The following is a 13338-nucleotide window of genomic DNA, read 5'->3' as shown; positions in this document are numbered from 1 at the left end:
GATGGAGATGATGGCGAATTTCTGGTTCGACCGCCGCAGGAACGCGGCGGTGCGTGGTACCGCTACCAGTCTGGCGGCGCTCGCGACGTCGCTGAGCTTCACGCCAGCGCATGCACAGACGGCGCCCGCCGCGCCCGCGGTCCAGGAGGCCGAACAGGCGCCCCCGGCCGCGCCCGCGCAGGAAGCCGAAGCGCAGCAGGGCGACATCATCATCACCGGCACGCGAATCATGTCGAGCGGGTTCACTGCGCCGACGCCGACCACGGTGATCGGCGAGGAGGAAATCGCGCGCAACGCCCAGCCCAATCTGTTCAACACGGTGATCCAGCTGCCCTCGCTGCAGGGCTCGACCGGCGCCGCCACCGGCACGTTCAGCACGTCGAGCGGCCAGCAGGGACTGAGTTCCTTCTCGCTGCGCGGCCTCGGCACGATCCGCACGCTGACTCTGCTCGATGGTCAGCGCGTCGTCGGCGCGAACGTCACCGGGGTTCCCGATATCAGCATGTTCCCGCAGCTGCTGGTCAAGCGCGTCGACGTGGTCACCGGCGGCGCCTCGGCCTCCTATGGTTCGGACGCGGTCGGCGGCGTGGTCAACTTCATCACCGACACGCGCTTCACCGGCTTCAAGGCCAACGCCCAGGCGGGCATCACCACCTATGGCGACGACAAGCAGGCGCTCGTCCAGGCGGCGTTCGGCACCGCGCTGCTCGACAACCGGCTGCACCTGATCGTCAGTGGCGAATATGATCATGAGGATGGCGTCGGCCCGGGCAATTTCGGCATCGATCTCGCCGGCGACCGCGACTGGCACCGCGCCTCGACCTTGCTCAACACCGGCATCACCAACAACGGCCTGCCGCAGTTCAACTACCGCGACTATGCGCAGCCCTATCAATATGCGCTGTACGGCCTGATCAACAACGGGCCGCTGCAGGGGATCGCGTTCGACGCGAATGGCGCGCCGTTCAACTTCAACTATGGTTCGAACGGCCAGCCGCTCGGCAATGGCCGCGTCTCGAATTGCTTCCCGGGCAACAGTTTCTGCGTCGGCGGCGACCTGAGCGGGGCGCCGGGCTCGGGCGCGTCGCTCAAATCGGCGCTCGAGCGCATCAACGGCTACGGCCGGATCGGCTTCGACTTCGCCGATAATCACGAGATCTACTTCACCGCCAACGTCGCGCAGGTGAAGACCAGCAACCAGCCGAGCCCGGGTTACAACCGGCCCAATTTGACCGTCCAGTGCGCCAATCCGTTCCTGCCGCAGCTGATCCGCGATCGCTGCGTCACCGCAGGCATCACTTCGTTCAATTTCGGGTCGAGCAACGGCAGCTTCCCCGATCCCAAGGTGCACACCGATCGGCGCCAATACCGCTTCGTCGGCGGCTTGAAGGGCCAGTTCGACTTCGCCGCGGGCGATTGGAGCTACGACGCCTATTACGCGCACGGCACCACGATCTCGGACATCAATGTCGACACGATCGTGCTGCAGAACCGCTATGTCGCCGCGACCAACGCGATCACGCTGAACGGCGCGATCGTCTGTGCCGATGCGGGCGCACGCGCGCTGGGCTGCCAGCCGATCAACATCTTCGGCGGTTTCGCTCCGTCTTCGGCAGCGCTCGCCTATGTCACCCCCGAGAACGGGCCGTTCCAGCACACCAGGCTGACCCAGGACGTCGCGAGCATCAACATCTCGGGCGATCTGATCAATCTCTGGGCGGGTCCGCTCGCGCTGGCGTTCGGCGGTGAATATCGCCGCGAATTCTACCGGGTGAACGCCGATCCCTATGGCGCAGGCGTCAGCGCGATCAGCCCCAACAGCCCCGAATATCCGGCCGATCCGCTGCTCAACGCGGCCCAGGGCAGCAACTGGGCGGCGGGCAACTACAAGAATGGCGGCGGCAAGTACGACGTCTATGAAGGCTTTGCCGAGCTCAACCTGCCACTGTTCAAGAGCGACGGGGCGGGCAGCGCCAACCTCAACGGCGCCGCCCGCGTGACCCACTACAGCACCTCGGGCACCGTCTGGGCATGGAAGATCGGCGGCACGTGGGAGACGCCGCTCGACGGCATCCGCCTGCGCGCGGTGACCTCGCGCGACGTGCGTGCGCCGAACCTCTCCGAGCTGTTCGCCGCGCCCACCGTGACGACCTTGCCCAACTTCAACGACCCCTTCCGCAACGTCGCGGTGCAGGCGTTCCAGAACACGATCGGCAACCCCGATCTCAAGCCGGAGATCGCGCGCAACACCGAAGTGGGCGTCGTGCTCTCGCGGCCGTCATGGGCGCCGGGGCTGAGCCTGTCGTTCGACTATTACAGCATCAAGCTGCGCGGCGTCGTCTCGACGCTGACCGCCGACCAGATCGTCCGCTTCTGCTTCGAGGGCAACCAGGCGTTCTGCGGCGGCTTCGTGCTCGACAGCCCGACCCAGGGCGGCAATTTCATCAACGTCCAGCCGTTCAACCTCGCGTCGTGGAAGACCAGCGGGTTCGACATCGAGGCGAGCTATCAATGGCGCCGGCCGCTGGGCCTGCCGGGCGACTTCACCATCCGGGCGCTCGGCACGCATGTCCGCGAGTTCCTCGTCAGCGCCGGCATCGCGGGCGTCGACACGGTCGATCAGGCCGGCGCCAACACCGGCAACACGCCCGACTGGAAATGGCTGGCGGTGCAGACCTACAGCAACGACAGCTTCAGCCTGACGCTCCAGCAGCGCTGGTTCAGCGACGGGGTGTTCGGCAACCAATATGTCGTGTGCACGGCGAGCTGCCCCACCTCGACCGCCAACCATCCGACGATCGACTATAACCGGATGAAGGGGGCGTTCTATTTCGACGTCGGCGGATCGGTGAACGTCACCAAGGCGATCGGGGCCTATTTCAAGGTCGACAATCTCTTCGATCACGATCCCACGCCGTCGCCGCAGACCAATACCGGTCTCGATGTGAACCCTGCGCTCTACGACACGCTCGGCCGCACCTATCGACTGGGCGTGCGCATGCGCTTCTGACCCCTTTCACGATCCTCCCTTGGCCTGGCGGACGACGGACTCCGCCAGGCCATTTTTTTAGCCATTGGCGAAGCCCGCGTCAGCGGCCGCGGTCATCCGCGGCGGATCAGAACTGGAAGTTCACCGCCAGTGCGAAGGTGCGCCCGAAATAGGCAGTGTAGAGCGGATCCTGCCGCACGGTATCGACGGTCAGGCGATTGGTCTCGTTGGTGATGTTGCTCACCTCGGCGATCAGCTTGATGTTGTCGCTGAGATTGTACGAGGCCGAAGCGTCAATGAAGACCGAGCTCGCGTTCGACGTCGAGTCCGCGTCGACCGATCCGCTGGGCACTGCAGTGAGGAACGCCGCACGGTAGTTCACGGTCGAACGGATGCTGAACTTGCTGTCTTCGTAGTAGAGCGTGCCGCTTGCCGTCTCCGGCGACAGGCCGACCAGCGGGGCGGTGCGCGAGAGCGTCGGCGAGATGACGTAATTGATGTTCGAGCGAACCCGCGTGTAGTTGGCGAGCGCGCCGAAGTTGCGCAGCGCGCCGGGCAGGAAGCGGAACGGCAGCTGCACGTTCAGCTCGAACCCGCGCAGTGGCCCGCCCGGCGTATTGTTGCTCCGCTGGACGGTGAACTGGTCGGTCGGACGCAGCTGCGTGCCGTTGAGCAGGGTGAGCGGCAGGCCGATGTCCTGGAACGCGACCTGCTGGCTCGTCGTCTGGATATAGGTCTCGATATCCTTGTAGAAATAGGCGGCCGAGATCAGCGATCCCGGTGCGAAATACCATTCGAGTGCCGCGTCGAAGGTGTTGGCGCGGATCGGCTCGAGGAACGGATTGCTGAACGACGCGGTCTGGATGACGAGGTTGGCGGAGCCGGCCGGGATCAGCTGCCCGTAAGAGGGCCGCGACATCACCCGCGCGGCAGACGCACGCGCGATCAGATTGGGCGTGATGTCGAGCGCGACGTTGACCGACGGCAGCCAGTCTTCGTAGCTACGGCCCACCTCCGAGATGACGAAACGCGAGGGGTAGGTAGATCCCGCGGGCGCGGCGGTGGTGATCGGGCCGTAGGTGTCGAGCCTGGTATGGACGTAGCGCACGCCGGCGTCGCCGCGCAGCGCGAAGGGCAAGGTCTCCTCGGTGTTGAACTTCACCATCAGATAGCCCGACTTGTACTTCTCGTCGACGCCGCCATAGGTGCCCTTGGCGCATTCGACGCTGCAATAGACATAGCTGTCAAGGCCGACGGCGGCGCGGAACTTGTCGGGATCGACCGAGACGAAATCCTGCAGCTGCCCGTCGAGATTGCTGCCGACCCCAGTGGTCACCGTGGTGAAGCTCGACAAGGCGACGCCGGCGGGCAACGCGAGCGGCGTTCCGGTGGCGAGCTGGCGCTCGCGCGCGGTGTATCGGTTGGTGCGATACTGGCCGCCGGTCTGGATCGTGAAGCCGGGTGCGACCTTCCATTCGGTGTTCAGCTCGAAGGTCTTGCTGGTGATCGTATTGCGGCGGATGAAGTTGGAGAGCTGGCCCTGCTGGTCGCCGTTCGCGAGCGGCGGGCCGTATCGGAACAGCGCGGCATTGGTGGTGTCGATGCCGTAGCCGATCTTCGGGATGTCGGGATTGTCGCGGAAATCGATCGAGAAGTTGCGGCTGTCGTTCGAATCGATCGCCACCTGCAGGCGGTTCACGTCGAGCTTCGATTCGTTGATGCCGGCGAGGCCGAAGACGCGGAAGCTGTCGGAGAAGCGGTGGTCGAGGTTGAGGTTGACCTGCCGGTAGGTCGAGGTGAACCTTTCGTCCTGCATTTCCGAGCGCAGGTCGACGCCGTCGAACAGGCCGTGGATCAGCGACCCATTGTCATCGACCTCGATCTCGCGGACCGACGTCAACGGCTGACCGTTGTTCGAGATCGCTCGGCCGAACGAACGCCCGTCGAACATCTGGTCTAGCCGGTTGACCTTGAAACGCGAATAAAGGCCGTCGATCGAGATGTCGGTGTCGTCGGTCGGCTTCCATTGCAGCGTCAACGTGCCGGCGATCCGTTCCTGATCCTGCGTGCTCTTCACCGGCCGCGGCAGGCGCGGCAGGTACACGCCGCCACCCGGGCGGCCGTTCACGCCGGTGCGGCTCATGATATAGTCATAGGCCGCCTGCGTGCCGGTGCGCGGATTGCCGGTGCTGCAATTGTTGGCGTCCGAGCCGATCGGGGTGCCGTTCGGCTGGGTATAGCCACCTACCGGGCTCGAGACCGGCGCACCGTTGTAGACATATCCGACGGGCGTGCAGAACGGGAAGATCACGCCGGCGTTGGCGCTGCCGGCGGGCTGCGCCAGACCATAGACGGTGGTCGGCACGACATCGACCGCCGAATAGGCGTATTCCTCGATATGGCGCTTCGAATAGGCGGCGCTGGCGAGCACGCCGAAGGCGTCGCCGAACTTCTTCGAGACCAGCGCCGAAAGGCGCGGATCCGCCTTCTTCGAAATGTCGTTGTAGATGCCCCGTACCGTGCCCGAAAAGACGAAGTCTTTCTTCTGATCGAACGGCTTCGGCGCGCGAAGATCGACCGTCGCGCCGAGCGAGCCTTCCTCGACATCGGCCGAAAGGGTTTTCCGCACCGCCAGCGAGGAGAAGATCTCGGTCGGGAAGGTCACGAAGTCGAATGAACGCCCGGTGGCGACGCCGCCGCGAATGTCGCTGCCGCTGACCTGCGACACGCCCTCCATCCCGTTGATGCGCACGCGGGTGAACTGCGCCCCGAGGCCGCGAACCGAGATGTTGCGGCCCTCGCCGCCGTCGCCGCGCGACAGAGCGACGCCGGGGATGCGCTGCATCGATTCGGCTAGGTTCGAATCGGGGAACTTGCCGATGTCTTCGGCAACGATGCTGTCGACCGCCGCGGTCTCCTGGCGCTTCAGATTCAAGGCATTGTCGAGCGCGGCGCGGAAGCCGACGATGACGATGTCCTGCTCCTGCGGGGGCGCATCGGCAGCGGGCGATCCGGCAGGTTGTTGGTCGCTCGACTGGACCGGTTCCGCCGTCGGCTGCGGCGCGGTCTGGCTGTGAACGGGCAACGCCATCAACAGGCTCGTCAGACCCGACGAGACCAGCAGCTGCCGCGTGAACTTATTGCGCCTCATTCCCCTCTCCCGATGGTCTGGGCGTGCGTTGACCGCCGCCCTTTAAGGTAACCGCAGACAATTCGGACATTTACTTTATTTATGGGCAGGGGCTAACACTGTCAGACAGGGTTGGCAATAGTGGCCTGACCAACATGCCGATGACATCGTGCCGGTCGTCGCAAAAAGGCCTGACAGGGCTATTGCATGTGGCCTGACCGACAATTACCGTCGGGAAAAGAAAGCCGTCGATCGAGGTCGGCTGCGAACGAACGGCGAGGATGTTATGAGAGCGGCAGCACCAGCGCGATGCGTGACACGCATTTCCGGCGACATTCCGGCCTCCCGGGCGATGGCGCTCGTGGCTTCCATGGCATTGCTGGCTGCGTCCGCCGCGATCCCGATCTCCGCAACCGCGACGATGCGGGAGGAGGCGCCGTGGCGTGATGTGACGCCCGGTGTCGGGATGGAGGGTTGGCACAAGGCTGGTGGAAACGCGCCCTACAGCATCGAGAATGGCGAGCTGGTCGGCCGCGCCGCGGCGGGATCGGCGAACAGCTGGCTCGTGTCCGACGCGCAATATGGCGACTTCATCCTCGAATTCGATGCGAAGACCGATCCCAGGCTGAATTCCGGGGTAATGATCCGCGGGCAGAGCCGACCGGATTATCGGCAGGGCGTGGTCTTTGGATACCAGGCCGAGATCGACCCGTCGAAGCGCGGCTGGAGTGGCGGCATCTATGACGAGCAGCGCCGCCAATGGCTCTACACGCTCGGTCGCAACGACGCGGCGCGGCAGGCCTTCCGCTCGGGGGACTGGAATCATTATCGCGTCGAGGCGATCGGCAATCGTCTTCGGACATGGCTGAACGGCGTGCCCGCGGCCGACGTGGTCGACGATGTCGATGCGCGCGGGTTCATCGCATTTCAGGTCCATGCCATTTCCGATGCCGAAGCCAGTCGTGCCCCCGAGGTGCGGTTCCGCAACGTCCGGATCCTGAGCGACAATGCCGCGCGTTTCGCTTCGCCGGCGACGGCGCTGGAGCCGCAATCCTGGCTGGCCAATCGCCTGTCCGACGGCGAGCGGCGCGCCGGCTGGAAGCTGTTATGGGATGGCAAGACCGGAGCGGGCTGGCGCAGCGCGAAAGGCGGCGCGTTCCCGGCCAAAGGCTGGGCGATCCGCGACGGGGTTCTCTCGGTCGAAGGCGGGGGCGGCGACATCGTGACCGAGCGCGACTATGGGGATTTCGAGCTGTCGGTCGATTTCCGCCTATCGCCCGGCGCGAACAGCGGGATCAAATATGGCCTCGAGGGCAACGGTTCCTCGATCGGGCTCGAATATCAGCTGCTCGACGACGCGCGCCATCCCGATGCGAAGATGGGCCGCGACGGCAACCGCACGCTGGGCTCGCTCTACGATCTGATCGCGGCGCAGAATCTTTCGGATCCCGATAGCCCGGGCAAGCGGATCAATCCGCCCGGCGAATGGAACCGCGCGGGGATCGTGGTGCGTGGGCAGCATGTCGAGCATTGGCTCAACGGCTTCAAGGTCGTCGAATATGACCGCGGTTCGCCCGCGTTCGGCGCGCTCGTCGCGCAGAGCAAGTTCGCCGGACGGCCCAATTTCGGCGCGGCGATGCGCGCGCCGATCCTGCTCCAGGACCATGGCGACCGAGTCGATTTTCGCTCGATCAAGCTGCGCGCATTTTGAAGGGAGTGACGATGCTCGACCGTCGAACCGTGATGAAAGGGGCCGGTGCGGCCATGGGAGTGGCGATGAGCGCTCGCAGCTATGCGCAGATCAAGGGAGCCAATGATCGATTGCGCGTCGCGATCGTCGGCGTGAATGGCCGTGGTCAGGCGCATATGAGTGCCTTCTCGAAGCTGCCCAACGTCGCCGTCACGCATTTCGTCGACGTCGATTCGCAGATATTGGCGAAGCGCGCCGCCGAGTTCGCCGCAAAGGGCCATCCCGCGCCGCGGACCGGGCACGACTACCGCCGGCTGCTGGACGGCAAGGCGGTCGACATCGTGACCGTCGCCACCCCCGATCACTGGCACGCCAAGGTCGCGATCGACGCGATGGATGCCGGCCACCATGTCTATTGCGAAAAGCCGATCGGCATCGCGCCGGCCGAGGGCGAGGCGCTGATCGCTGTGCAGAAGCGCACCGGGCGGAAGCTCCAGGTCGGCAACCAGCAGCGTTCGAGCGCCGAGACGCAGCAGCTCGTCGCGCTGGTAAAGGCCGGCGCGCTCGGCGACGTGTACGAGGCGCAAACCTGGTATGCCAACAACCGCGTGTCGATCGGGCGGGGACATGAGATGGCGCCGCCCGCGCACCTCGACTGGGATCTGTGGCAGGGTCCGCGCCCGCGCGGACCCTATCGCTCCAATCTCGTTCCCTACAACTGGCACTGGTTCTGGAAGTACGGCACCGGCGAGACCTGCAACAACGCGATGCACGAGCTCGACGTGGCGCGTTGGGCGATGGGGCTGGAATTTCCCGAGAAGGTCGTCGCGCGCGGATCGCGCCAGTTCTTCCGCGGCGACGATTGGGAGATGTACGACACGCTCGCGCTCGATCTCGCCTATCCGGACGGGCGGACGATCCGCTGGGACGGGAACAGCTGCAACGGCATGCTGCGCTACGGCCGCGGGCGGGGCGTGCTGCTGCTCGGGACCAAGGGCTCCGCGGTGGTCGACCGCAATGGCTATGAGCTGTTCGATCTGGCGGGCAAGTCGCTCCGCGAGGTCAAGGCTCCGGCGACCTCGGAAACCACCGGCACGGTGGGCGAGGGCGCGCTCGACGTCTATCATGCCGGCAATCTCGTCGACGTCATCCGCGGCCGCGCTCCGGCGCTCGCCTCGCCGATCCGCGAGGGGCATATCAGCACGACGCTCTGCCACCTCGGCAACATCGCCTATCGCACCAATTCGGTGCTCACCCTCGATCCGGCGACTGGCAAGCCGTCGAGCACCGAGGCGATGAAGCTCTGGTCGGTCGACTATGAGCCGGGCTGGGAGGTGAAGGCCTGATCCCGATTGCCGCCATGTCCGGGGTCGAGCGGTTTGCGGCGATGGGCACGCGTGTCGAGCTGCACCTGTTCGGTGCCACCGGCAGCGATGCGCTTGCCGTAGCGCGGCGAGCGATCGAGGCAGTCGATGATGCGCTCACCATCCATCGGCCTTCGGCGACGACTGCGCTCAATGCCAGTTTGATGGCGGGGCGATCGCACGCCGTCGACGATCCGTTGCTGCTCGCGGCGCTGATCGAGATCGAGGCGGCGCATGCACTGACCCTGGGCCTGTTCGATCCCGCCGCGGATGCCGCACGCCCGGGCGCCGGGTGGAACGCGATCCGCGTCGACCGCGACGCTGCGCGCATCGAAGCCGCGCGTCCGTTGGCGCTCGATTTCGGCGGATTCGGCAAGGGCTTCGCGCTCGATCAGGCGTGCGATGCGCTGCGCGCGGCCGGCGTCGCCTCGGCATTTCTGGTCGCGGGAGAGAGTTCGATCGCGGTGATGGGCGAACACCCGCTCGGCGGCGGCTGGCCGGTTGCTATACCCGATCCGCTTGCGCCGGATCAGTCGCTGGTGGAACTCGAGCTTCGCGACGCGGCACTCTCGATCTCATCGACCTTGGGCGCGGGGGCGGAGGCGCCCGGGCGCGCGCCGATGATCCGTCCGAACGACGGTAGCTGCGTCACGGCGGCGCGCACTGCCATCGCCATCGATCGCCGCGGCTCGCGCGCCGAGATGCTGAGCACGGCGCTGCTCGTCGCCGATGCGGGACAGGCCATGCGCCTGATCGCCGAAGCGCCAGCCCACCGTTTCCTATTCAATTTCAGTCGTACGGCGGCGGCCGTCGTTCAACCGCGAGAGGTAGTTGCATAATGACCGACAAGGATTTCGACTTCACGCGACGCGCGTTCCTCGACGGCGTGTTGAAGGCGACGGCGGGGGCGGGGGTGGCGGCCGCCGCGCCTTGGGCGGTCTCCGCCGCATCGGCTGCGCCCCTGAGCGGCGATCGCGTGCGGCTGGGGGTGATCGGGACGGGGGATCGCGGCCGGACGCTGATCCGCAACATCCTCAAGACCCGCAACTGCGCAGTCGCCGCGGTCTGCGACAATTTCGCGCCGCATCTGGCGAAGGCGCAGGCGATCGTCGGGGCGAACGTGCCCGCCTTCGCCGATCATCGCGCGATGCTTGACGCGCGTGGTCTCGATGCGGTCGTCATTGCGACGCCGCTCGATTTTCATGCTCCGCTCGCCTTCGACGCGTTCGGCGCGGGCCTCCACGTCTGGTGCGAGAAGGCGATGGCGCGGACGATCGCCGATTGCAGCGCGATGGTGAAGCGATCGCAGGATAGCGCGAAGGTGCTCCAGATCGGGCATCAGCGCATGTTCCATCCGACCTATCTCAACGCGCTCAAGCGGGTGAAGGCGGGCGAGATCGGCCCGGTCACCCAGATCCGGGCGAGCTGGCACCGCAACACCAGCTGGCGCCGCCCGATCCCGCCGGGGAGCACCGACCGCAAGATCAACTGGCGCCTCTATCGCGAGGCGTCGGCGGGGCTGATGACCGAGCTGGCGACGCACCAGCTGCAGGTCGGCAACTGGTTCCTCGACGCTGTGCCGACCCGCGTGATCGGTTCGGGCAGCATCTGCTTCTGGAAGGACGGGCGCGAGGTCTATGACCATGTCGCGCTGGTCTATGAATATTCGGATGGCCGGAAGTTCGTCTACACCTCGCATCTGAACAACGCCCGCTATGGCTGCGAGGAGCAGATCCAGGGCAGCAAGGGCACGATCGAGCCCGAGCTCGGCCGGATCTATCAGGAAGTGCCGCCCAAGGTGCTCGCGCTCCAGCGCATGCAGGAAGATGTGAAGCGCGGGCACAAGCGCACCGTTCCGATCGGCGGCGCGACCTGGTTCCCCGAGCTGCCGGTGACCACGCCGGGGGACTCGCTCGGCTGGGGCGAATATGACGAGACCATGCTGCAGTTCGAGGGGTTCGGCGAGGCAGTCCGTGCGGGCAAGCCGCTGCCGGGCATGCTCGCCCAGGCCTATGCCGCGAGCGTCGCCTCGCTGCTTGGCGAGCAGGCCATGGACCGCGGCGAGGCCGTGACCTGGCCGACCGATCTGATCGCGGTCTGACCCGGCCGCAGCAAAAAATCCGCTATTCGAGGAAACCGCCGTGACTCAATCCAGCCGCCGTGAACTTCTTGGCCTGTTGTCCGCGGGTGTCGCCACGGGCCTTACCGCCGACGCGCTCGCACAGTCCGTGACTCGCGGCGACGCGCCAACCGAATCCGCGCAGGCGCGGCCGGCGCCGGAAGCCAGACATCGCGTTCCCTTCGCGGTGATCGGGCTCGACCATAATCACATCTATGGCATCACCGACGCCGTGATTCGGGGCGGCGGCGTGCTCACCAGTTTCTACGCCACCGATCCCGGGCAGATCGCGATGTTCCGCAAGCGCTATGGCGATGTTCCGCTGGCGCGCTCGGAGGACGAGATCCTCGACAACCGGGCGATCAAGCTGGTCTGCAGCGCCGCGATTCCAAGTCTGCGCGCGCCGCTCGGCATCCGGGTCATGCGCGCGGGCAAGGACTATCTGAGCGACAAGGCGGCGGTCACCTCGCTTCGCCAGCTCGCCGAGGTTCGGCGCGCGATCAAGGAGACCGGCCGCAAATACGGGATCATGTATTCCGAGCGGCTGGAAGTGCCTGCCGCGGTCATGGCTGGCCAGCTCGTCCATGACGGGGCGATCGGCCGGGTGATCCAGACGGTCAATCTCGCGCCGCACCGGCTGGCCGCGCCGACGCGGCCTGCCTGGTTCTGGGATCCGGATCGCAACGGTGGTATCCTCACCGATGTCGGCAGCCATCAGGCCGATCAGTTCGTCTATCTGACGGGCAGCAAAAGCGCCCATGTCGTCGCGTCGCAGACCGGCAATTTCCATAATCCCGAGCATCCGAAGTTTCAGGACTTCGGCGACATGATGCTGAACGGCGACGGCGGCGCAGGCTATGTCCGGGTCGACTGGTTCACGCCGAACGGTCTTCCCACGTGGGGCGACGGCCGGCTTTTCATCCTCGGCACCGAGGGCTTCATCGAACTGCGCAAATATGTCGATGTCGCCGGAAGGCCCGGGGGGAACCATCTGTTCATCGCCGACCGGAACGGCACGCGTTATCTCGATTGCTCGAAAGTGCCCTTGCCGTTCGGCCCGCAATTCGTGAACGACATCGTCGAAGGCACGGCGATCGCGCAGGATCAGCAAGGCGCGCTGCTCGCCGCCGAGCTGGTGCTCACTGCTTCGGCAACCGCGAAGCCGGCGGTCGCGCCCGCCCGCTAGCAGCTCGATCCGCCGCGCCACCCGGGTCAACGCGCCGGCACGGAACATCGTCGGGGAGTAGGTGGGCTCGATCGGCCGCGCGCGGTCCGGCGCGCCTCGACGGTGACGCGCGCAGGCGCACGCTTCGAGAGGCGCGAGGTGATTGCTTGACGGCCGCCGCCGCAGATGATCGAAGCGGGCCGTGAGTGAAAGTCCTTCCGGTCCCGATCCGTCAGCCGCGGCTGAGGCAAGTGTCCGCGCCGAGGCGCGTGCGGCGGAAGCCGTTGCCACCCGGCGGCGCTGGATCACGCTGGCCGAAGTGCTGGCTGTAGTCGCCGTCCTCATCTCGGGACTGACCTTGTGGAACAGCTGGAGCGAGCGAAGCGACAGCAAGGCGGTCAAGACCGCGGAGGCCGAGCGAGCCTCCGCACGCGCCGCGACGCTGGTGCTGATCGTCGCCGACCGCGGGGAACGTGCATTGTCGCTGAAGCCTGCCGCCGCCGAGCAATCGGTCCAGAGCCAGACGATAACTTTCCCGACGCCACTTGGCGCGGCGCCTGCCCAGACCACCGGCGAGCCCAGGATCGAGGCGGGGTGGTTCGAGGGCGCGCTCAAAAAGGCGCGCGAGGCGGCCGGCCTCCCGGACAACAGCCGCGGCGACGAGCAGCTGCCCGTCGTCATCAGAACCCGCTTCCTCGTCGATGGTGAGCCGCACGACGACGTCGCCCTGTACGATATCGGCTATACGATTTCGGGGCGGTTGCTCGCCGGGCACAATGTCAAGCTTCGCGGGCTTTCTCTCGTCTCGCGGCTGAACGATGTGGACGCGCAAACGAAGCTGGACGCGCGCTGGAAACGGCTTCTCCCCTCCCGCTAGGTCG

Annotated in this window: 8 protein-coding genes; 7 read left to right on the top strand and 1 reads right to left on the bottom strand. The window is 66.0% G+C overall.

Annotation, left to right across the window (positions count from 1 at the left end):
- Positions 1-10: 10 nt before the first annotated feature.
- Positions 11-3010: a TonB-dependent receptor domain-containing protein gene (locus tag E5A74_RS03775; RefSeq protein ID WP_240699660.1), complete on the top strand. Its 3000-nt coding sequence runs from the start codon at positions 11-13 to the stop codon at positions 3008-3010.
- A 106-nt stretch (positions 3011-3116) separates the two neighbouring features.
- On the opposite strand, the gene E5A74_RS03770 is transcribed toward E5A74_RS03775, so the two are convergent.
- Complete coding sequence (locus E5A74_RS03770) at positions 3117-6140, bottom strand: TonB-dependent receptor (protein WP_135982894.1); 3024 nt, start codon at positions 6138-6140, stop codon at positions 3117-3119.
- 349 nt (positions 6141-6489) lie between these two features.
- On the opposite strand from E5A74_RS03770, the gene E5A74_RS03765 reads away from it, so the two are divergent.
- The 6 genes from E5A74_RS03765 to E5A74_RS03740 all read left to right on the top strand — a co-directional run bounded on the left by E5A74_RS03765 (position 6490) and on the right by E5A74_RS03740 (position 13334).
- Complete coding sequence (locus E5A74_RS03765; RefSeq protein WP_240699628.1) at positions 6490-7830, top strand: 3-keto-disaccharide hydrolase; 1341 nt, start codon at positions 6490-6492, stop codon at positions 7828-7830.
- 65 nt (positions 7831-7895) lie between these two features.
- A complete protein-coding gene (locus E5A74_RS03760) occupies positions 7896-9155 on the top strand; it encodes a Gfo/Idh/MocA family protein (protein WP_240699627.1) in 1260 nt (419 codons plus the stop codon).
- A gap of 14 nt (positions 9156-9169) precedes the next feature.
- Positions 9170-10012: an FAD:protein FMN transferase gene (locus E5A74_RS03755; protein WP_135982892.1), complete on the top strand. Its 843-nt coding sequence runs from the start codon at positions 9170-9172 to the stop codon at positions 10010-10012.
- Entirely contained in the window at positions 10012-11274 is a 1263-nt protein-coding gene (locus E5A74_RS03750) for a Gfo/Idh/MocA family protein (RefSeq protein WP_135982891.1), read from the top strand. Before E5A74_RS03755 ends, E5A74_RS03750 begins: the two co-directional genes overlap by 1 nt.
- Before the next feature lie 127 nt (positions 11275-11401).
- Complete coding sequence (locus tag E5A74_RS03745) at positions 11402-12478, top strand: Gfo/Idh/MocA family protein (RefSeq protein WP_240699626.1); 1077 nt, start codon at positions 11402-11404, stop codon at positions 12476-12478.
- A 181-nt stretch (positions 12479-12659) separates the two neighbouring features.
- Positions 12660-13334 (top strand): hypothetical protein, encoded by a 675-nt coding sequence (locus tag E5A74_RS03740; protein WP_206365752.1) that lies wholly within the window; start codon positions 12660-12662, stop codon positions 13332-13334.
- The last annotated feature ends 4 nt before the right edge of the window (positions 13335-13338 follow it).

This window comes from Sphingomonas naasensis (assembly GCF_004792695.1).
GTDB lineage: Bacteria > Pseudomonadota > Alphaproteobacteria > Sphingomonadales > Sphingomonadaceae > Sphingomonas > Sphingomonas naasensis.
The sequence above is the reverse complement of the archived record's forward strand: the minus strand, read 5'-3'. Positions and strand labels throughout refer to the sequence as shown.

Excerpts from the sequence above, each read along its gene's own strand:
- E5A74_RS03755 (WP_135982892.1), top strand. The coding sequence starts at position 9,170 with ATGTCCGGGGTCGAGCGGTTTGCGGCGATGGGCACGCGTGTCGAGCTG.
- E5A74_RS03760 (WP_240699627.1), top strand. The coding sequence starts at position 7,896 with ATGAGCGCTCGCAGCTATGCGCAGATCAAGGGAGCCAATGATCGATTG.
- E5A74_RS03765 (WP_240699628.1), top strand. The coding sequence starts at position 6,490 with ATGGCATTGCTGGCTGCGTCCGCCGCGATCCCGATCTCCGCAACCGCG.
- E5A74_RS03770 (WP_135982894.1), bottom strand. The coding sequence starts at position 6,140 with ATGAGGCGCAATAAGTTCACGCGGCAGCTGCTGGTCTCGTCGGGTCTG.
- E5A74_RS03775 (WP_240699660.1), top strand. The coding sequence starts at position 11 with ATGGCGAATTTCTGGTTCGACCGCCGCAGGAACGCGGCGGTGCGTGGT.
- E5A74_RS03750 (WP_135982891.1), top strand. The coding sequence starts at position 10,012 with ATGACCGACAAGGATTTCGACTTCACGCGACGCGCGTTCCTCGACGGC.